This window comes from Aliiglaciecola sp. LCG003, from assembly GCF_030316135.1.
GTDB lineage: Bacteria > Pseudomonadota > Gammaproteobacteria > Enterobacterales > Alteromonadaceae > Aliiglaciecola.
Genome location: NZ_CP128185.1, coordinates 997,968 through 1,020,769, shown reverse-complemented (window position 1 = coordinate 1,020,769; position 22,802 = coordinate 997,968). Strand labels below are relative to the sequence as shown.

15 protein-coding genes are annotated in these 22,802 nt (G+C 38.6%); 2 read left to right on the top strand and 13 right to left on the bottom strand.

Translation table 11 applies throughout. From position 1 onward, the window contains the following. Nucleotides 1–33 precede the first annotated feature (33 nt). Entirely contained in the window at nt 34–621 is a 588-nt protein-coding gene (locus tag QR722_RS04255) for a restriction endonuclease subunit S (RefSeq protein ID WP_286285576.1), read from the top strand. Further along, complete coding sequence (locus tag QR722_RS04250; protein ID WP_286285574.1) at nt 618–1,991, top strand: N-6 DNA methylase; 1,374 nt, start codon at nt 618–620, stop codon at nt 1,989–1,991. Before QR722_RS04255 ends, QR722_RS04250 begins: the two co-directional genes overlap by 4 nt. Here the strand turns inward: QR722_RS04250 and QR722_RS04245 are convergent. The 13 genes from QR722_RS04245 to QR722_RS04185 form a co-directional block, all read right to left on the bottom strand. After that, a complete protein-coding gene (locus QR722_RS04245; protein ID WP_286285572.1) occupies nt 1,980–2,882 on the bottom strand; it encodes a hypothetical protein in 903 nt (300 codons plus the stop codon). The genes QR722_RS04250 and QR722_RS04245 overlap by 12 nt on opposite strands. A gap of 27 nt (nt 2,883–2,909) precedes the next feature. Beyond that, nucleotides 2,910–6,185 (bottom strand): DEAD/DEAH box helicase, encoded by a 3,276-nt coding sequence (locus QR722_RS04240; RefSeq protein ID WP_286285570.1) that lies wholly within the window; start codon nt 6,183–6,185, stop codon nt 2,910–2,912. 171 nt (nt 6,186–6,356) lie between these two features. Then, a complete protein-coding gene (locus tag QR722_RS04235; protein ID WP_199525142.1) occupies nt 6,357–7,244 on the bottom strand; it encodes a hypothetical protein in 888 nt (295 codons plus the stop codon). Beyond that, complete coding sequence (locus QR722_RS04230; protein WP_286285567.1) at nt 7,244–8,710, bottom strand: AAA family ATPase; 1,467 nt, start codon at nt 8,708–8,710, stop codon at nt 7,244–7,246. The genes QR722_RS04235 and QR722_RS04230 overlap by 1 nt, the downstream gene beginning before the upstream one ends. A gap of 37 nt (nt 8,711–8,747) precedes the next feature. After that, nucleotides 8,748–10,094 (bottom strand): McrC family protein, encoded by a 1,347-nt coding sequence (locus QR722_RS04225; RefSeq protein WP_286285565.1) that lies wholly within the window; start codon nt 10,092–10,094, stop codon nt 8,748–8,750. Nucleotides 10,095–10,104: 10 nt separating this feature from the next. After that, complete coding sequence (locus QR722_RS04220; RefSeq protein ID WP_286285564.1) at nt 10,105–12,345, bottom strand: McrB family protein; 2,241 nt, start codon at nt 12,343–12,345, stop codon at nt 10,105–10,107. A gap of 10 nt (nt 12,346–12,355) precedes the next feature. Beyond that, nucleotides 12,356–13,588: a DUF6161 domain-containing protein gene (locus QR722_RS04215; protein WP_286285562.1), complete on the bottom strand. Its 1,233-nt coding sequence runs from the start codon at nt 13,586–13,588 to the stop codon at nt 12,356–12,358. 36 nt (nt 13,589–13,624) lie between these two features. Beyond that, the gene (locus QR722_RS04210) at nt 13,625–14,794 is read right to left on the bottom strand and encodes a restriction endonuclease subunit S (RefSeq protein ID WP_286285558.1); all 1,170 of its coding nucleotides are present in this window, start codon (nt 14,792–14,794) and stop codon (nt 13,625–13,627) included. Next, nucleotides 14,791–16,371 carry a type I restriction-modification system subunit M gene (locus QR722_RS04205; protein ID WP_199525148.1) on the bottom strand — a complete coding sequence of 527 codons (1,581 nt, stop codon included), beginning with the start codon at nt 16,369–16,371 and terminating at the stop codon, nt 14,791–14,793. Before QR722_RS04205 ends, QR722_RS04210 begins: the two co-directional genes overlap by 4 nt. Before the next feature lie 43 nt (nt 16,372–16,414). After that, nucleotides 16,415–19,870: a DEAD/DEAH box helicase family protein gene (locus tag QR722_RS04200; RefSeq protein WP_286285551.1), complete on the bottom strand. Its 3,456-nt coding sequence runs from the start codon at nt 19,868–19,870 to the stop codon at nt 16,415–16,417. A 51-nt stretch (nt 19,871–19,921) separates the two neighbouring features. Beyond that, nucleotides 19,922–21,430, bottom strand: a complete 1,509-nt coding sequence (locus QR722_RS04195) for a sigma-54 interaction domain-containing protein (protein ID WP_286285549.1) — start codon at nt 21,428–21,430, stop codon at nt 19,922–19,924. A 90-nt stretch (nt 21,431–21,520) separates the two neighbouring features. After that, nucleotides 21,521–21,823, bottom strand: coding sequence for a hypothetical protein (locus QR722_RS04190; RefSeq protein ID WP_286285547.1), 303 nt, complete (start codon nt 21,821–21,823; stop codon nt 21,521–21,523). A 66-nt stretch (nt 21,824–21,889) separates the two neighbouring features. After that, nucleotides 21,890–22,228, bottom strand: coding sequence for a hypothetical protein (locus QR722_RS04185; protein ID WP_237114934.1), 339 nt, complete (start codon nt 22,226–22,228; stop codon nt 21,890–21,892). Between the last annotated feature and the right edge of the window lie 574 nt (nt 22,229–22,802).

Genomic DNA, 22,802 nt, shown 5'->3' with positions numbered 1-22,802 from the left:
TAGCATATAGATATTAATCAAAGGTGCGTGTCGATGACTGAAGAAAAATCAATAATAAAAGTTAGAACGGGTTGGACTTTTAGCAAGGCAATAGAGAGTAGTGACAAGGGTGAATATCAAGTCATACAGCTTAGAGATGTTCAAGATCTTACGCTTGCGGGATTAGACTGGGCAAATATTACTAGAACCAATATCGATTCAAGTCGCACAATAAAAACATTGCAAGAGAATGAGATTTTACTTGTTGCCAAAGGCCACACCAAAACTGCACTTCTGTTGAAAAACTTACCCGACAATGTTGTAGCAAATCAGCACTTTTTGATTATTACAGTTAATGACTCTTCAAAACTGTCGCCTGAGTATTTAGAAGTATTTTTAAACAGTGCGTCTGTTCAAAACTGGTTTACGGTCAATAGCAGCGGGAGTTATCAGAGTACGCTTTCCAAAAAAAGGCTTCTCGAACTAAAATTGCCAACTGAACTGCCAATTGAGCACCAGCAGATGCTAGTTGATTTAGACACCAGTATTAAGAAAGAAAAGCATTTACAACAGTTACTGATAAAACAAAGAGAACAAGAGCTGGAGAAATTTTCAGAAGCTATCTGGAGTTCACTAAAATGAATAATGATGTAATCGAAAGCCTTGTATCTACCGTCATTCAGTCCTACAAGTATGTTGGGTTTACCAACGATACAATCCATGAACGAGATCTTTATCTTACTCTTCTTACTTGTGTATTAGTAAAATCTCCAAACTTGGATAACTTAATAACCGAATGCAAGCAGAAAAAGTCGAACCATGAGTTTTTGGCAACAGTTAGAAAGTATTCAACCAATGAGTTACTAACTCCTGCTCTAAGAGCTTTTTTAAATGAACTTGTAGAGTTAACCAATAACAGCGATGGAGCACTTGTATTTCACGAAGTTTTTCAATTAAGTGATAATTCAGACATCCAAAAGTTATCTCGGCAGGATCGTGTCACGCTTTACGATAGGGTTTTACAGCGCCTTCAGGCAATGAACTTACCAGATCAATTTGCAGCGGAATTTTCATATCAAGCACTGCCTTTTAATTTCGCCAAGATATATACAAAACTATTGCAACCAAAACCCAAAAGCCGTGTTTATGATCCATACGCAATAGCAGGAGAATCCATAGTTGATTTTGCTCTACAAAACCAGAATTTATCTATAACCACTGAAAGCGTTAATCAATCCTCACGCTATATCAGGCATCAACTGCTTATAGCGGGAGTTCAAAAACTAAACACCATAAACTCGTTTGCACTTACTCCTGTAGCCAACGTCAAAAAGGGTGAATTTGATTATGCGATAACTTTGCTTCAACCAAGCATATATTCTGAAATAGAGGACATTACTGGTGATAGCAGCAAAAAACTAAAAGGAGACTATGAAGAAAACCGAATTCCTAAAGCTGTTTTGAAGTCTCGCTTTTGGGAGCACGCGTTAATTCATCACATGCTTTATTCGCTAAATGACTCTGGTAAGGCCGTTATTATTACTGCCAAAGGACCGCTTAGCAGGCACTCTGACTTTCATTCCAGAAAACAATTAGTCGATAACAATCAAATTGATGCTGTTATTCAACTTCCACCTAAACTGCTTGATGCTCGAACAGTTCCTTTATTCGCTATTGTCCTTAATAAAAAAAGGTCTAACAAGGACAAAATTACCTTCATTGACGCTAGAAATTGCTATACCCCAGATGCAGGGATAAACATTCTAACGTCCATTGACGACATCGCCGAAGCCTATCGAAACCAGAACAGTCAATCAATAAAACTTGAATTAGTGACACCAAATAAAGTTATCAAACATGGTTATTCTCTAAACGTTGATACCTATATAGCTCATGACAGACGTGATTATGAAGATATTGATGTTGACGCTGTGCAGGAAGCGCTGTTGAAACAACAGCGACATACCGATCTGATCATCCGAAAACTAAACTCTACTTTTTCATTTAAGTAAAATTTCAGCTAGTTTTCTTTTCCATTTAGGGTGTTTTCCAAGAGATGCATATCTCATGTCAAACTCCCTCTCCTGCCTAATATGAAATGGCGTGCGTTCTTCAAGGATTTCCTGAGCCTTACGTTTGTTCGACTCTAGCTCAAGCCCATCTGACCATTTAGTTTTATCATATGTCACCGAGTCAGTTGGCAAACTAACGATCCCATTTGCTGACCGATTGATTACCACCCACTCACCACTTTCCATGAATATACGGTCTTTTTCACCACTGTGGAGGAGGCTACTACAATACAGAACGTCTGAGGCATCAAATTCATGATAGATTTGAACATCCGATAAATGACCATATGCTCCATCCTCACAGGAAAAGGAGTTTAATATATCCATTTCAAATTCTATGTCGTTTTTACCTAGTAATTCTGCGCAACTTCTGATTCCCATAATTGTTTGAGCATAGCTGTTGTCTTTAGCTGCAATATGGCGAACAAGTTTTACTTTACTCAAACCCACTTTACTTAATTCAGCTTGAGTATGTTCATAAATCGTTTTTACCTCGCTCACCAACTGTTCAATTGTGTTCGGATCGAGTTGCTTTAAAATCTCATAGATATATTTTTCTTCATTGTATACTCCTCTACGGTAATTCCTATCTTGGCACCACGGTAATCTCCTAAAACCTAGAGCCAATTCCGTTAAGTACGTTAAGAGTTGATATCCGTTATCTTTTCCATAGTTAAAGCCTACTATCGGTCTTTCTTTAGATCGAGAACTACCAGCTCCAATACCAATACAATCCGCTAATATTTGATTTTGAATTACATAACTTTGCTCTTTATGCTTAAACCGATCATAGTGATAACCCCAAATTTTAGATTGTCTTGTCAGTTCCATAAATAATCCTTATTTTGTGTTATCAAGCTATCCAGAGCACCAAACTTGCAGTTCTGCCATAGTTGTCTTTTTAATAAATAGTTCCGTAGTGCCCAGTAACTTCAACATTTCTTCAGTTACTGATGATTTAAGTACGCCGGGCTGCACAATAGTCACCTGAAACTCAACGGGTGTTGTTCTTGATCTATTTTTCAGGTTTTCTAATGCTGCAATGTTACCTTTTAAAAACCTACTGTTTCCTTTCCCTCTCCAAGCAGATTCCCGCTTTTTAATATGCTTATAAACGTAAGGTAATCCAACATGCTTCCAACGGACTGAGCGCTGAGCCTGTCCACATACTTCATATAAATCACTCAAACGCCTTCCGGGGGTTGCTCCGTGCGAATATTTACAGTGATACAAACTTAAAATGATTTTGTCTGGTAGAGATCTAAGCGCAACTAAATCAGCAGCCTCACCACTATCATCGTCATTGATGATGATATCGAATTCATCCTCAATTGTTTTCCAAGTTTGATACTGCACACTGTCTGCTTTTTGACTTGCCCCCATCGATTCATTTGTAATATCTACTGTCCACTTAACGGGAGTTAGATGTTCTCTATCAAACTCACCAATGTTATTTTTTACCTCTACCCAATAGCAATTATATGAAAACGATCCATCTGCGTAATAAATAAATATTGGGTCTTTCAACATTTCTTCCATCAGAGGCATTTCTTCTGAATTGCCAATTTGGATCTTTATTTCATCGCCTTCAATTAACTTATATTCGTAGCCTTTCGGTAAATCTCCATCAATTATCAATTCGTAAACAGAGCAATATAGTTCAGATTGGAAAACTAGTTTTGGATTATTGTTTGATTCGTCCCAATCTACCTTTAAATCAATCTCATACAAATATTGGAATACAGTACCAAAATAGATCCTAACTCCATCCTCAAACCTCTGCTGAAGTTGTTCACCCCACTGAATAGAAATAGGTTTAGAGTTATGAGGCTTTTCTATCTTAGTCGGACGCAAGAAGTCTCGTGTAATGTTCGCTTCATCGGTACTTCCATTAGCTACTTTATCCCAAGCATCTTTTACCCAATCTAACCAATCAGCAATCGTTCCTGCTTGCGGAGACCATACTTTTCCTTTTCTCTCCGAGCATCCCCACAAAACTTTGTCTCCATTCTCATATCCCAAAGCCGCTATATTACTTAAAGTAGAAGCAGACTTTTCAACTGCACTCAGCCCCTCTGTTACGTTTGGACCGAAAAACTGTGTGAAGCTAATAGCTCCATTCTGTGCAGAGCCAAGATTGGTAACCAAAGGGTATTCAATATTATTGAGAACATTAAATATCTGCTTTCCAGACATAACGAATGATGATTCGCCACAAAGCTTTTCAACTAATTTTTCAACCTTAAAGCTCTTGTAGTCATTAGAATAAACGAACAGCGCATCTCTACCACTATCCCAATGAGCGATTAATATTTTGTAGTTAATGTCATTGATGTCTTTGAAATGCCCCCACTTTACTGCCGTACTTTTGACAGCGAGGAGCACCAATATATTTTCTTCTACTGAGATTGAATGCCAATGTTCATTACAAGCAAAATCTATCTCTTTAAATTTCTCTGGCTGCCAGTTGTTGCAATCGGTTTTAAATAACATAGCGGAATGAGATGGTCGTAAATTCCAAAGTGATAACTGATCATGTAAATCACCTTCACCTTTTAACGAATCAACTACTTCCTGTAAGCGGACTTCCCTCTCTATTTGATTCTCCGATAATCGCCTAAGCACTACATCCCAGTCAGCACCTAAAGCATAAAGTTTTTGAAGTGCGCCCTCTACACCGGGATCAGCGATGTTAACGACAACCTTTGCAACGTCTAATTTTTCCTTGCTCGACACTCGCGTAAAGCGACCTATAAACTGTAATGTGATAGCAAGACTTTTATGGTGATCATGAATTGCAGCTACTTTTAAATTAGGAAGGTCATAACCTTCCCCAAGCATATCAACACATACTACAAGCTTTGAAGTTTTAGCCTTTAACAAGTCTAAACGTTTGTTTTGTTCTGTTTTTGTCAAGTCAGAGTGAACAAGTATGGGGTTCAATTCGGGAGCAAGGCGTTTATAAAGTTTATATACTTCCTCCGCTCGTGATTTAGTGCGAACCCTAGCCATCATCAAATGATCAAAACCGTCACCAATATCCTTCTTAAGCAAAGCTAAAGCTTTATCAGCAATAGATTCATCCATCTGCTCCTGAAAGTACTCTTCTACAGGTTCTAATTGGACACTTGTGAAATAGCCAGCTCTCTGCGCTTCACCCATTGTGTAGTTATAAATAATCTTGGCACCAAGACTCTCAGTATCATTTCGAAATGGCGTTGCAGTAAATTGCAAAACACGTTTCCCAGCAAACTTTTCTTTAATTTCATTCCATTTTTTAGCTGAGATGTGATGAGCCTCATCGACAAACAAATAATCACAGCCCTCACATAAAACATCTAAAACACCAGCTTTAGAGAACTTGGAATTAAGAATTTGAGGTGTGGCGATAATGACATTCGAATTTTCTACAATCTGTTTAGCGTCATCGCTAGACTTGATACCATGTTTAATCTTTGTCACTGCTGGATAAAGAGTATCCTTCTCAATAACTCCCAGCTCTTTTAGGCATCCTAGCGTTTTGAATTTTTCACCTATTTGATCTCTAAGTGAATTTGACGGAACCAATACCAGTACCTTTCTACACCGATGATAAATAGCAGTAGATAGCATAGTTTCGGTTTTACCCGTACCTGTTGGTAAAACTACGGTGCTAGGTCCAATGTTACTCTTAGAAAACTCAGCAGAAATGGCATGCAACGCTCCCACTTGGGGCGTTCTGAGGCCATGTACACCTAACTCCAGATCTTCTTCCTTAAAACTGAATTTATTAATCCATGATTTAGCGATATCAATTGGAGTTACTCCTTGGATAAAGCAAGCTGGTGACCTTAACCAGATCACTTCCGTCTCAGAAGAAATAGCGTTAAAAGCGGCTGAATTTTTAACTTTCAAAACAGGTAAATCAGGATATGCGTCAATATCACATTTACTACTTTTAACTACCAGAAAACGCTCAAGGTAAGCACCAGCATTAGAAGTAGCGAGCAATACCCCTGCATTATTTGTATTAGCTAGGTGAATCTCAGTATTTATTTCTGGATAAAGCAACCTTTCAACTTTATTCCCATCGACTTTAACATCACAATTCCAAACAGTAGGAATTTTCAAACTAACTTTTTGTATTTCAGGCATTTACTTCACTTCCTTATAATTTGAATTTACCTATAAATGCACAATAGATGCCAAAATAAAATAACTTAATTTTCAGCAACTTAGCTTAACCAAATGCACACACACGATAATATAAAATACTTAAAAGTAATATTTATTACCTTTTTACACCTAGTAGCAGTACATCGCTTATTAATTTGATGACCAAACGTCTCTGACTAACGTAAATTGCTCATACTGTTGTGCTGTATTGAATGCTCTTGCCTTTTCAGTCAATAATCCGATTGGCATAGGCGTAACATCGGTTAATTCAACTCTTTGTGCTAAGTCACTAGGCTCTTCAAAACCACGGTCATAAACGAGTCCACCTTTAGAAGTAAATAGTCCTCTAGAGTGCAAGAACCCTGAGCCATTATCATCGACACAGTACCAGAATAAACGAATGTTCGCGGGAAGATCTTCCTTTAATGCCAATAAAGAACCTAGCCTAAGTTGCCAATCTGGTTTTCGGTCTTCTTCAGAGAAAATATGAAATTCAACATCAGCTTTTCTACATAGATTCATGCATTCTTTTAAAGTGTTTAGAAAACCTACTTTTGTTGGGCAAAAGTAAGGGTCATATAACGTTACTTTTTCTGCTCCGTTAAGCAAAGCTTGCGCTGCACTTGCGATTGATTGAGCATTTCGCTGGTATTGTGTAGCAAAAACGAAATCACCTTCCTCTAAATCTTCAATGGAAGATATTAAATGAGGAGGTGCATTCAATGACTCTTCGATCACCCTATGAAATGGAGATTGAACATGGCTATTTTGAGCTGCATGCGCCCAGTCATCACCAACATAATCCCGTTGAAAAGCTACTAATTTATTATTTTTAATCTGCCGAAGTTTTTCTGTAGTACGGTCAATTCTATTTGCAGCAACATTTCGGCGCAGGTGTTCAGAAACTTCTCGAAACCATCCATTAGGAAACCTAGATAAAAGGGCACCTTTTTCAAAGCCCATTCTGGCCTCAATTATCGATAAATGATGTAAAGAAGTAACTTCGTGTGGAGCAACAGCAAACTCTAAATGAAGCATTAGAAAAGTTCCTCCCTTCTTTCCTCAAAGAAGCCATTAGGCCACGGCGCGTCAAAGTCTCCCTCATCGGTTGTTTTAATCGGTATTAGCTTTGTTTTGCCGTTCTCTTGTTCACAAAAAATTATTTGAACATCTGCTTTTAAACACTGAAAACTTCGCTCATCAAGTTCACCTTCAGCAGTAAGCCGTCTTCTCTTGAGCAAACGCAGCAGAATATGCTCACTATGCGTTTCAATAAAGAATATTCGGTCCGGGTTTTGATTAATAGCAGATAGCATCATATCAGCCAACGCCAACTGCCACTTGGGATGGATATGTAATTCCGGTTGCTCGCATGCAATAAGTAAGTCCTTATCTAGACTAGTCGCTACAACAAACGGAAATACCTGAGATAAGCCAACTCCAACACTCGAAGGTAATAACGAAACACCCGAAGAAACCTCCTGTACTACGACTCTTTTGTCTAAGTTTGTTGAGTCACCAAATGATTCAGTTGTAAATTTATAGCCTGAATTAAAATAAGAAGGTGCATTAAACTTTTCATTAACGATATCTTGGAAACTGTTGCCGCTATATGCAAAGAGATCCCATCCTGCTTTGCCATCATACCATCTGTTTGTATTGGTTTTTGCCGAGAGGGCAAGTGAACGAGATGGCACAACACGCAGTGGCCCGATATGAAACATATTTTCGAGCTTCTTAACCAACAGTTTCATTGGTGCTAAAGTAGCTTGGGATAATGCTCCTTCTGCAAATAACTTGGCAATTAAAGGGTGTTCTTCATATATGCTTGACCAATCTACAGAAGCTCCTGATAAATCAAGTCGCTTATATATATCTGGCAAAGAGTTCTGACCACTAAGTGAAACATCTTGCCATTCACCTGATTCAAAAACACTCTCAAGTTGAAAGGCATCATCAATTTGCCAGTGCGGCAGGGGTTGATAATGGGTTATTTGGCTATCAGGCTTCCCTTCTTGAGACTGAATTTTAAAATAACAAGTCCCATTACTTTTGCATTCATAGCGACTGATAAATACTCTTTTTTTTAAGTTGTCCCATTTCAAGTCAAGTTCAAAGCTAACTTCAGGCGCGTCAGAGTCAGGATAAAAACCTAGATTTGTTTCCAGCAGCCACCTTTCAGAGTCTGATAAATAGTCATCCCACACATCACTATCACTTTGGCTAAAATCTAACGATACGCCAAGAGTAACTACTTGATTAAGGTCTTTTCCATGAACAAGGTTTTTAAATCCACCAAAATACAACTGTTCACCTGCAATACTACTAACCAAGGGGTCGTAATTTCCTTTTGCAATAACTTCATAAAGATATAAAAACGCGTGTAACACAGCACTCTTCCCTGTGCTATTTGCTCCAAAGAATAAGGTAATAGGAGCTACTGGTAATACAGCCTTTTCCTTTATTCCTTTAAAATTCTGAATACTCAGCGATTTAATTTTCATTGTGTTCCTTTTAGTATCCTGTGGCTCATACTTCGCCTTATTTATTGCTAATGCCTAATAAACTTAAATCAATTCGTTCATTGCCATTACTTCCTCGGTAAGGACTAACGTCAAAAGGTAGTACCCTTAATTTCAGTCTATTTTCATAGTCGTAATTGAAGCTATGCTCAAGAGGTTCATCGAAACTATCTGTTTTAGGGTAAATCAAAACGAGGTCACCTTCACCGTTAAGGTACTTGTAGCCGTAACCCAGCATTTGATAGAAGTCATCTTGAGATAAACCAAACTTATCTTTGCCAGACTTTTTATTTTGATTGATTAACTTCCACTTGGTATCTAATACCGTATCCATACCTATGAAATCTTTAAGATATAAATCAGGTTTGAGTCGGAAATAGCTCTTATCACCATAAGTTACCAGTGATTTACTTTGTACTTGAGAAGATAGCTTTTGAGGGTTTGTCACTCGTTGCTTTAGGTATTTAGCGACAAAGTTTTCAAATACAGCTTCCATTGGAAACAACAACGAGTAAGCATTGTTATCACCTAACATTGACTGAGGTGAGTAGCCCTCCAATATAAGCCTTGTCCAACTTAAAGGCACATCGTAGTGCTGCATGCCTCGTTGCAGTTTTACACTAGAAAAGTCGTTCTTGTAGTTTGAACTGCGAGGCACCTCATCAAAAGCAAACAGCAGCTCCTGAGATAGTTTTTTACTCTTATTCACATTGGTATATGAGGCGACAGATTTTAGTGCTGAATGAATAAGTCGATTTTCCGCTCTATCCATCAAATAAGCATCGTATTCAACATAAAACTTGTGGCGATTAATAAAATTATGTTTAAGTTGTTGGCTGTGTAGAAGCTTGCCTTTTAGATAAACGCTATTAGTTTGCTCTCGAACATAATCACTTCTTACGCCCTTCTTAACGAGAACATTTACCGCATTTAAAAACTGCGCGATAAAAATTTCCATCAATGGCATTTTTTGCTTGTTAATGCTCGCAACCTCAGTCTCAATGTGGCGAAACTGCTTTAATGATTTAAGCATCATTAACAAGGACTTTTGCGCTTCTGTAGCTGCACGTTCTTGATTATTTGCTTTAGCGATTTTGGGGAGTATTTCTATTTGTGTTCCATCAGGGCAAAGAACTACACCAGCGTAATTCTGCACTTGCAGCACTTCCATGCCATGCGCAATTTTCAGCTTTAAAAAACGTGATTCCGACTCATCACATAAACAGCACTTTTTAAGATATTCAAAAGCATCTTCCGATATTGCTTCAACATTATCTTTTTCAGCCGCTTTAGAACTAGCACTTAAGAGTCCATACTCAAATACGGTAATGTTTGTCGTTTTTTGTCGCTTTAATCCCTTAATCATGCTGAGTTAGTTAACCTTCACCCTTTGGTAAACTGCCAACGCTATATATGCCTATATAGGTCAAAGGAGCAGTCCAAAGCTCAGAGTCAGCTTTAATCAACTTATAATCTTGAACGCCATCGGTGATGTCACCAACATCCTCAGTATCACCAAAGAGCACCTCGTAATCGACATCTAACTGATTAATAAGTTGATAAGCTTTTGGCTTTTGGTTGTCACCAAGCACTAAACGAATCTTTTGCCAATCTTCAAAAAAGTATTCAGCGAGTAATGGAATTATCTTGTTCTGAAAACAGCTCTTCAATTCATGAAGCGCTTTCTCATCGTCACCAGCAGCAACGGCTTTCACAACAGGCATTAAAAACGCATGCCCTAGCTGATGTTCCCTGTCATAAAGTGCAGATATTCGTTTGTTCAGTGTTTGCAATAGCATTACTAAATCTATTTTAAAACCCTCACTTTCAACTTTGAATGGCAAACCTTCTTCGTCATGTAGAACATTGTAATCTGGCATCATCTCAACAAAGTCAAAACGGCGGCGAAGGGCTGTATCCATCAGTGCCAAAGATCTATCAGCGGTATTCATCGTGCCAATAATGTAAAGATTATCCGGCACTGAAAATTTATCGCCGGAATATGGTAAGGTGACTTCGATAGCTTCCGATTGACCCAAACGCTTTGATGGCTCAATCAATGTAATTAGCTCACCAAAAATCTTTGAAATATTGCCTCTATTGATTTCATCGATAATCAGTACAAAGTTTTGGCGTTCTATAGCAGACATTTGCTCTGGTTCGCTAAGTTCTTTTAAGTACTTAACTAATGGACGATAGTAAACACCTAACCCTGAGGTATACTCACGCCGTTCCTCAAAGATAGCCCTCAACGTAGAAATGCTTAAAGTGTGATCTTGGCTTCCGCTTTTTTTCTCAAAAAAGATCCGACTATCGTTAAAGTCTAAAACCTTAAAGGATGTTTTAGACATTTGAACTTCAACAAACTCTTCTTCTGACAACTGCTCAGTAAATACTTGCCATGCTTTTTCAAAGCTATAATTTGACTCAGCTTCTTTAGGTTTTAAAAATTTTTCAGCTTGAACAGAAATCTTCTTAAAAACGCCATCTTCCACATCGTAAGATATATTTCCATCATCAGAAGATGCTTTAAGCCCCTCTACAAACTCCTCATAGCCATAACTTTGATGGAAAGTAACAAACCTTATGCGCCCTGAATTATAAAGTTCCTTGTAAAGGCGAGTTAACTCGGATCGCTGTTCAGGTGTTGTACCAAAGCTTTCATCAATACCAAGAGCATTAAACATTTCAGGCTCCGCCGCTTTTACAGCAGCATGAATTGAATGATAAGTTTTTCCGGTTCCCGGTGGCCCATACAAAATAGTGTTTAATGAAGAATCGTCAGAAGACGAAGTTATAGATACATCATTAAATTCTTCATCAGTATTTACAAATATTGAGAAATCTTGTTTCGCGCCGTTAAATGTAAAATCAACCAAAGCTCTTCTTTCTTTGTTATTAGGAACAACTTTCCAAATTCGAGGCTGATATGTGTACATGTACCAAGTAAGTTTTTTAAAGTCGGTTTGCCAATCAACTTTTAGGGTCTTGCCATCATTCAAATTTTCTGTGACAACACCTATAGCTTTAATATCCATCACAGATGACATCTTACCTTTGTTATCGAAAGGCAAACCGTGAGTTTGTGTATAGGCAGATTTAATGGCAATTTTATCGCCTTTATTAATTTCCCGAACTTTGTCGGTGTACTTTCCATCGGTTCCGTTCTGCCAAATTCCATCTCTTAGAAATCTTTCCGTTTGATCGTCGTCACCACCATATGACGCGCCTAAAAACCAGTACACATCATCATAACTATTGGCAGGCTCACCAATTTCAAAATCAAGGCTCTTTGCTTTTTTTATAAATCGAGCAATGTTATCAACTCCCCATTGAGTCGTTACTAAAACTTCTCGATCTGCAAGAGTAATAACCTCGTCAACTTTTGTAAAATAGCGATTATTCTTTTTGTCATCTGCCTCTTCAGGTAATGCGTCATACTTAGACTTCTCAATAAAAAGCCCTCGCGAACCTTGTATGTCAGCAGGAAATGTATCCAAAAGCTCCTTATAAGTAGGGTTTTGATCGACAACGTATTGTTTTACAACCTCAAGAACTAACCTATTTTTACCTAATTCTTGTCCATTAAATTGATATTTTGAATAGTCTCTTGCCATTAAGGTTTCCTTACTGCTTTGGTGATAGGCGGTTAATTAAATCAACAAGTTGAGTTGGGCCTTGGTCATTTTTAACCATGTCGGTTGTGCTCGGCCTAAATAGGGTTTGGAGAATAAGTTGTCGATCTTCTTCTTTTGGCCCTTGGCCTTTACGAGTGAGCGCTAAATAAGTATGAATCATGGTTCTGCGCTCTTGAGCGTCTGTCGCTAAATGAAGATGAGACATAAAGATGTTACCGACTATTTTAATAATCCAAATGCCAAACGTTGTTATCGCTGCTGCGGTTACTAAGCGGCTAACAGCTACTTCCTTGAATGGCTTATCCAAGCCAAAAATTGCAAATAATATAATAGTCAGCAGAACAACAACTGTCGTTGCGCCTAAAGCCTTAGCGTATAACTTAGCTTTGTCATTATGGCTATCTTGTTGGATACCCCAATACTTAACCGCTGCGTGCAGTGCTAATTTGTCGTCATAGGTTTTAGTCAGGTTTTCTAAATCAGTTTTGGCATTTGCGAGTTCATCTTTGAACTTTTTCTTAAATTCTTCTTTATGCGTTTCTAAGTCTGCTGTTTGCGTTTCAGTTTGTTCTTGCCAATCACTGATTAACCCATCAACTTTTGAGTTTTGACGTGTCGCTTCATCAATTTTTAATTGATACTCGTTAACCCAGTTATCTCGCTGATTAGTTTGCTCTTCATCCCAGCGCTCTTTTAATTGCTGTAATGAATCTGCCTCGTCTTTAATTCGGTCCTCACTACCTGCAAAATAATTATCAGCTTGCTGCAAGCCTTGATACATTTTGCGATCAACAGGTGAGACATTAGCATCAAAAGCTACCGCTAAGGCAGCGAGACCCAATTCCACACTTTTTTTAGCTTGGCGTTGCACAAACGGTGCAAATGGTGCTTCCTCCGTAAAAAGCTGCTTATTGGTTAAGTAAGATGAAAAGCTATTACTAAATTGCTCAACTCGTTTGTTATAGTTATCTGGGTCATTTTTAAAACGGCGCAAGCCATCAGTTATTTGCTGTTGTAGATTATTCCAACTGTTGTCAAATGTGTTAAATAGTTGAGCCATCTGATAACGCTGACTAACATTACCGTGAAAACCATATAGCTGACGTTGTTGTTGAACCCAAGCCAACAACTTATCCGGGTCATCAAACCACTTACTGCCTGTTTCGGTTTTAATGGTAATACGCTTTAATTTCGTTGCTTCTTGTTCAATTTCTTCTGACATATCAACGTCCTTGTTATTCTTGTTTTAAAGTAAGAGCTATAATTCGCCAGCGAAAGCTTTTTGGCTTAGAGACTCAAATAAAGGCTCATTCAGAGAATCTATTACAGAGCTTTTGGTTTTCAAAAAAGTCTCTTTTATTACTGTAAATTGCTCCAATACTTCATCACTAGGTACAGGTATCTTAATATTGCCAACTATAGTTTTATTTAAGTTGGGCATAGTTGCGCCTTGCGATTCTGACTCCAAATGATTTTTGATTGCTTGACTAGAAAGTAACTTGTTTAAGTACTCTGAAAAAACGCCTGTTTGTTTCGGCCTAATGAACAAACTTCCTGTTCCGCACATCCAACCTTCTTCTTTGCTATTTACTATTGCACAACGCCCCATTTCACCTCTGCGGCCCATAACTATATCACCCGTTTTCAAATGATATTCTGATAGAGAAGCATGTTTCTCATCTGAAATGGTTAAGTTCGCTTTTGGAATAATTTCCCCTTTTACAATGTGGGTAGGGTTAATTAGTGGTATACCATTTTCTATATAGTCTTCTTTATGAAGCTGCGTACCGAATGGCCCTATTTGAATTCTAGCTATGTCCTTCAAGCTTTTTACTTCCCACCCTTTAGGGTTGGTTACAGGGTCGCCGAACATATCTAGGAAGACGCTGCGGAGGAAGTCGTCGGCGAGGTCGATGGCTTGTTGGCGTTTGCGGCGTACACTGTCGGCTTTATCTAAAATCGCAGCGATTCTTTTTTGCTCTTCGAGTGGTGGGAGTGGGATTTTTAATTCTTTTAAAAAATCCAAAGTAATTCCCTTAACAGTAGCTCCCTTTCCTTCACCTTCAATGTACTTAGCTTTGGAAGACAAATACCTAACTAGATAATTTCGCTCAACCTTGGACACATCTTTAATAAACAATGCTTTCAAGTCTTGGTTAATAGCCATATCCACAGAATTGATTACAAACTTACCTAAAGCCATTCGTGTAGCAGTAAGAATAGTCCCAGCAGGTATTAGATTAGTAGCCGAATTTTTAACACCTAGCTCTGTAATAGTATCAGCAGTAATACTAATCTCATTACTCTTTAAGTCTTTAACTGAAGCCCAAGGAATATCACCATTCCAATATTCCTCGACTTTTTTGCTGGGTGTTCCGCCACCTTTGATAACAACTAAATCACCAAGTTTAACTAAAGGCCAACTCACAGCATCCCCTCCAGCTCTTTCAAATCTTTTAGAATATCATTTTCAAGCTTTACGAGTTTTTTAAGAATATCTGCTGGCGGATCGTATTGCTCTTCCTCATAAACCACTTCCTTATAGCGGTTAATTGAAAGGTCATATTTATTTGAGGTGATATCGTCTTTACTCACCCAAAACGCCTTTTGGGTTTTATTGTTTGCTTCGGTTTCTGCTTCAGCTTTATCACGCGCTTTAAACTGGGCAACTAAATCAGGCAGGTCGTTGTCTTTGATTGGTGTGCGTTTGTCGTCTAGCGAGAAGCCATCGGCTTGTACGTCATAAAACCATACATGGTCGGTAGTACCGCCTTTGGTGAAGATTAAAATTGCGGTTGATACACCCGCATAAGGTTTAAATACCCCGCTTGGCAGTGAAATTACCGCCTCAAGCTGGTTATTATCCACCAGCAATTGTCGCAATTGTTGGTGCGCATTAGACGAGCCAAATAATACGCCATCTGGCACGATAGTCGCTGAGCGACCACCCACACGTAACATACGCTCAATTAGCGCAACAAACAGAAGTTCGGTTTTTTTTGTTTTTACTTTACGCAGTAACTCTGGGCAAACGTCTTCTTCATCTAGTGAGCCTTTGAACGGCGGATTGGCGAGAATAATTTCCATGCCGGATTTTGCTTCATTTGGAAACTTCTCTAAGAAAGATTGGCTTAAGGTATCTTGGTAGTGAATATCGGGCTGTTTAATACCATGCATCACTAGGTTCATTGCAGCAACACGTAACATGGTGGCATCAAAATCAAAGCCGTGGAACATATCGGTATCGATGTGCTTGCGAGCGTCTTCACCAATTAAATCGCCTGAATACAAGACGTTTTCAAGCTGTTTACCGTTGATGTCGAGCAGCGGCTTGCCATCGATATCAAATAGCGGCTCGCGTTCTATACCTTCTGGTGAGGTGTATTTTTCAAGTAAATATTCGTAAGACACTGATAAGAAGCCACCTGTGCCCGTTGATGGGTCGCAAATACGGCTGTTTTTATCAGGGTCCATCATTTCCACCATTGCACGAATAATGTGACGTGGCGTTCTAAACTGGCCGTTAATACCTGCCGTGGTTAACTTACTTAATAGATATTCGTATAAGTCACCTTTGGTATCAGAGTTTTCTAATGGTAAGTCGTTAACCATCTCTACCGCTTTCACTAATAGCGATTGTTTTTGGATCATCAACTGTGCGTCTTTCATAAACTCGTTAAAAATAGCGCCTTCGGTTGATTCATCGTCATTGGCTTTAGAGAAATATGGGAATAGCTCGTCCTTAACCACTTTATAAAGCTCTTCAGCGCCTAAATGACGCAAGTTTTGCCAACGCAAATGCTGCTCGTTGTCATTAAAACGTCGGGTAAACGGCTTTTTCGTTCTGGCGAAACGCTTTTCATCGGCTTGCTCATTCATATCAAGCATACGGGCGTACATTAAAAAGGTAATTTGCTCGATTACCGTTAGCGGGTTAGTAATACCGCCCGTCCAAAATTCTTCCCAAAGTTTGTCTATTTTGCTTTTAAGCTGACCTGTGATCATTTTCTCTTTTCCTCTTGTCGAACGGTTTAATTAAACGCTCGACCTACAACTGAATTTCTTTATCTACTGATGTGGATTTTTGTCCAAGCTCCACATCAAACTGTTTAATAAACTGCTCTATCACATCGGCTTGCGCTTCACTAAACACGCCATCTAAGCCCATGTCATGCACTTGGGTAAATGGAGCATCGTAAAGCTGATCAATCTTGATAACGCCATAGCGCACTAGGTGATTTTTTAATAAACCAATAAAACGCTGTTGTTTGGCATTCATATGGGTATGAGTTTGCTGTACAAATTTAGTAAAGCTTTGCTCGATTGCCTCTTTATCCATGCCAACAATGGTACGAAGAATTTTGTCTAAGCCTGCCGTTGAATCTGGGTAAAACTCTTTTAAAGTATTTAAATCGACATTCGGGTTTTGAATGTGAACTAAGGCATTTAAGCGAGCAATGTCATCTTCTGTTACTGGGTTACCAGCACGTATTTTTTGTAACACGCTATCGGTTTCAAATAGTGGTGCTAAGGTTTTTTCCACCTCTTGACGGAAGATCTGATAATCAATCGACACTATCTTGGTAGGACGTTCCGTAACCTGATAGTCAGCTTCATCTTCTCTGATGTCTAAGATGACTTCTTGTGAAGGCGGTTGAATACCTTTCTCTCTTAAGTGAATAACGCTACGCAATGCTTTACGACTGGTTTCCAGTGTTTCAAAACCGTCTATTGATGCTGTTAGGTTCTGCCAGTATTCCTCTTTTTGAATATCTGCAATAAAACTTGCCTTAGCACGCACCTCATTTAAGTGCATTTGTAGTTTTTCTATCTTCACCATTAGTGCTTGCCTAGCTAAGTCGATTTGGCTTGGATCGGTGTATAGCAAAGTTTGGATAATGGCGATTTCATTATCAAATTTATACGCTTCTGACTGGCCCATAATATTGCGCCATTGCATCAGAGGTGCAATATGTTCATAGAGACTTGCTTTAGTTTCTGGGGCAAACTGGTTGAGGTGTTTTTCGTCTTTGCACGCTTCAACTACCTGCCAATTGTCACGCACCGCTATGGTATTCATATCAAGTGAAAATACGTCCTGATGAATGAGTTTTATCACTTCATCAAACGTTGCGACGTCGGCTTTTTTAAGTGAGGTTTCAGCCAATAACAAGCGTGATTCAAATAGCTTTTGAGTTAACGATTTTGACTGTTTAACGTCCTCTTCTTCTGGGTCCATATCGAAGTATTCGAAGTTTTCCCAGTGATCGAAAATCAAGAAGTGAGTTTTATCTTTACCTGCTCCATAAAGATCTTTACACAAACGCGTACCACGTCCAATCATTTGCCAGAACTTCACTTTCGATTTAATTGGCTTGGCAAATACGAGGTTTACACATTCAGGCACATCAATACCTGTATCGAGCATATCAACCGATACGGCAATGCGAATGCTGTTTTCTTCTGTCGATTTAAAATCGTCAATAAGCTCTTCAGCACGTTCATATTTGGAGTGAATTACTCTGCAAAAGTTATTACCCAACTGCGGATACATTTCTGCAAATAGGTTAGCCATAAGCTCGGCGTGAGCGATATTACGCGCAAAGACAATTGTTTTACCCGGCAATTGACCATCAACATCACGTAAACCTTTTTCCATCAGGTTACGCAGTATCACACGGTTGGTATCTTTGTTTTTTACCGCTTCATCGATTTGTTTGGCGTCGAAGTCTAACTCGTTAGGATCAATGCCTTGCTCTTCTAGTTCCGCGATCTGCTCGTCGGTGAGATTATCTTTACTGATCCCTTCGCGCAGGAATTTAGTGGTAAAGCTTACGATTTTATAGGGTACTAAGTTACCGTCTTCTATCGCTTGCTCTAGCGGGTAATTCGCCGTCGGCATTTTAAAGTCACAACCGAATAGCTGACAGGTTGAACGAGATACCATTTCAACAGGAGTTGCGGTTAAACCTACTTCTAGCGCGTCAAAGTACTTAAAAATATCGCCGTAAATATTATAAATGGAGCGATGTGATTCATCTGCAACAATCAGATCAAAATAACCTACATCATACTTTTGGAATATGCGCATCATGCCCGGATAGGTTGCGATAAAAACACGAGCGCTGCTTGCAGCTTCTTTTTTACTTTTGCCAACCACATATAGTGGCTCTTTGGTAAATTCGTTAAAGGCATTACCCGCTTGTTTACGCAACTCTTTACGGTCACAAAGGAATAGCACACGCTTCGCCCAACCAGCATCTAATAGGCGTTTTGCCAGCGCGATAGATACTCGCGTTTTTCCCGTACCCGTAGCTTGTACGATAAGAGATTTACGGTGTTTGTTGGTGAAACGCTCACAGACACGAGATATGGTTTCCATTTGATACATACGACCAGCCACATCGGTATCAATAGGCGTTTGGTTGAGATTTTTTTTCAAAGTTCGTTGCTTAATAAGGTATTGCAACGAGTCTTTTGAGTAATAACCATAAAGCTTGCGGCTGTTATAGCCTTGGGCATCGTCTAAAATACGAATGTCGTAGCCATTTGAATAGAATATTACAGGGCGCTGACCATATTCTTTTTCCAGTGCATCAGCATAGATTTTTGCTTGCTCGCGGCCTTTTTCAACCGATTCACGAGTACGCTTTGCTTCAATAACCGCCAATGGCTTACCATCATCATCCCACAGTACGTAATCAACGTAGCCAATGCCTGTAGGAGTTGGCTGATGAGCGACTTCTATCTCTTTACCGACTTGATCAGTGCTAGATTCGTCTAGTGAAACATTCCAACCTGCTGCACGTAAATCCATATCAATAATACGGGCGCGAGTTTCAGCCTCGTCAAACTTAAAGCTTGATGTGATTTTCTTATTCAGTGATTGCACTTGGCTGACTTTTTCAGAGTCAATTGCTTGTTTAAGCTTGGATGCTTCAATTTGTGCAAGTTTTTGCGCTTTTTCAGAAGCTTCTAACTCTTCGAGTGCTTTCTTTAAACGCGCTTCGTTTTCAGCTAGCTGTTTTTCAAGTTGTTTGTTCTTTTTAACAAACTCTGCCCCAGATTGCTCAATAGGTTTTGTTTGTTCTGGGATCGTAAATTCAGGACAGTCTTCTTGCTGGCCGCCCGCATAAGCCATAAAGAGGTAACTAGCGACAAAGTAACTTTCTTTTAATATCCAGATAGCTTGCTGTTGATCGACTTTGCCTTCATGCGCAGCTTGGTTACCGCTTTTACGGATCGCATGAAGTTTATCTGTTATTAAACTAGGTACGACACTTGTGAAGTCGTCTGAGGTTAACTTGTCATAGATGTTAGAATTGGGGAATACAGGTAGGCGAAGCTCCTTGTACAAATAGCCAACCACTTTTTCAGCAAAACAGCGTAGTTTTACTAAAGCACTTTGTGGGTCACTTATTACATAGTCTTCTGCAAATGCAGCAAGCTGATGTAACTCAGGCCATTTGGTTTGGATGTGTTCAAAATTCATTGATTGCTTCATTCCTGATTATTCCTTGTGTCCTATATCGCAAGCGCAATGCCAAATTCGAAATTATTGTTCTTTTTCATTGTGAATCCCCAATCGCTTCATCCAATTTGTTAGCGTTTGATGGTCTTTTAAGCCCAACATTTGGGTAGCGTGTTTCTTAACATTACCGCTTGCTTTTAATGCTGCTTCAACATACTTTTTTTGATAATTTTCAGTCAGTTGAACTATATCTACTTTGTCGTTAAAAGACAGCCTTACATCATTACTTTGCTCACCAAATCTTCTATTTATGATCGCGTCAGACAGTTCCTTTTCACCTACCAATTTTGCATCTGTCCAGAGAAAAGCCCTGTTCAATGTGCTCCATAATTCACGAATATTGCCTAGCCATGACTGCGATAAAATAAATTTAATTCCATTTTCGGAAACTTTTTTACTTATATAGTCTGGGTGTTTGGCCCCCGACGCATTAATTTGTTCTGTTAGTTGTTCAACTATGACTGGAATATCTTCAAGTCGATCTCTAAGTGGTGGCATATTGATAATGCCCACTGCTAATCGATAAAAAAGATCTTCACGAAAATCCCCTTGTTCAATCAAGGAGGTCAAATCTTGGTGAGTAGCAGCAATAACGCGCACATCGACATTAATGGTTTTCGTATCACCAAGTCTGGTAATTTCACCTTGCTGTAATGCCCTTAGAAGCTTAACTTGTATATCAGGCTTTAATTCACCAACTTCATCTAAAAATAAGGTTCCACCGTTAGCTTGCTCAAATAGACCTGCAAAATCTTTATCTGCGCCAGTAAACGCCCCTTTTTTATGACCAAACAGTGTTGAATCAACTAGATTTTCAGCAAGCGCACCACAGTTTACGACTCTTATAGGCTTATTGCCTCTCAGGCTACCTTTGTGGATAGCATGTGCCATTAGCTCTTTACCAGTACCTGTTTCACCTAAGATAAGTGCTGGAACTTCAGACGCAGCTATTCTTTTGGCTTTTTCAACCACACCAGTCATTATTTTTGACTTGGCAGTTAACTCTGAAAACGCCTTTTGTACCTTAGGTAATGAGGTCGCTATATGAGCAATGTTCTTTGAGGCAGACTTTACGTATTCTTTACCGAAATCCAGTGGTATTTCGACTTCTTCAATAACGTTTTTTGGGGACGATTGCACAAAACGTGTATTGAACTTTCCCTTTCCATGAAGCACAGAAAGCGTTGTCATTGCGGGCGTACCAGAAGTTAGGTTAATTGAGAGAATGTCAGACTCTTCAGATAACTTTGTGATCCACTTTTCTGTTTCGATTGAAATAGATTGGTAGTCAATTGGACTTTGGATTTGCGCTAAGTGGATTTTAATATCTTCAGATGGTCGGCTTATCATCGCCATCCGCTTTTTCAGAAAGCGCTCAAACGAATCCCACTTATCTTCATCTTTGTTGGAAAGAATAACTATCTTGTCGAATGGAATTTCAGATTTTGTCGCAAGTGAAACAATAGCAGCGTTCTGCTCCTGTTCCATGTTTTCAATATCGCGATTACCTAGCCACGTAAAAAGTGTATGCACTGTCCAATTGCTTATTCTTATTCATTTGTAAATCATCTTACATGAAATAAAAATTTTTACCTAGCCGATGATCCCTTAATTTAAACTCGTTTAACTCAAACTTAACAGGTGTTTTGTCCATTCGGATCTTTTTGAGCGATGACAGTTGTAAAGATCTTCTAAATTTTTGAAGTACTCACTGAATACTTTCTTGTTTTTATACCAAATATCAATCATATAGCTTCTAGATCCCGGTAACGACTCCGCCCCAGAAAAAGGCGTCGTATAAACAATCAAAAAATCTCCTTTTTCCATTGTTTGAGCAACCCCCGGCATGTTTTCGACAACTAAATTCTCACCGTACAACTCAATTAGCTCGATAGCTTTTAACCCTAAATCTCGCACCTTTATCATATAAAGCTCTCTTTATTTTTTTCAAAAAATCTTAAGGTAAGAAGTATGTCATCCCTGAACTCATATCTAGTTTTCTATACGGCGTAATATAGACAATGGAATTTTACTAGCTTCGGCCTTGTTTAGTTGCTTTTCAAACGTGATTTTGACTTTCAACTCAGTAAGCAAAGTCATAATTTCATGAATATATCTGCTAGAAATCGCTTCATTAGGGATAATTACCGTATCAACCTGATTTACCGTCAGCACTTTACTCAACTTATCGACTAATTTCCCAAGAGGTAAAAAGTCAGGGTCAACACACTGAGCGGACAAGTTAACTTGTAATTGCTTGTTGGTAAGAACGTCTTTACTAAATTGTTTGATACTTGAGAATGATTGAGTCTTGAATTTCAGTGTTTTCATTTTATTCACCTATTAGTTTTATCACTTTAAAAGTGATAGAAGTTAAAATCACAAAAATCAAGTAAAAATTTTAACTAACCAGTTGTTTTTATTAGAATTTAATAAACATTAAAATAAATATATATTTTGATATTTATTAAATCTCAATATTACTAACCCATTAATTTTAATGATTAACCTCATAGTAACGAAACAGTTAAACTTGGCAGCTGTTTACGAAAAAACAGCGGTTTTAAGCCATTTTTTAGTAATAACAAAGTCAATGGGAATTACTTACCCCAGAGTTTTCAGGGAAAAAAATTAAAGTAGCTAATACAAATAGAGAGCGTTCAAGACGTCCTTGCTTCCTTCTATATGGCTACGTTTAATTAGCGCCTACCACAACCATAATCAGACATATGATTTGAGTTGCTTGAATCTGCTATTAATGAAATTGGATGGACTCAATTTTGACTCACAGCTCGGATGTTAGCGGCAATCCATGTGACAGGAAAAATTTCATTTCAACAACTTAAACTAAAACAATTAGTTATGAACATTTAGGGTTAACTACTATAAAAACTCAGGATTACCT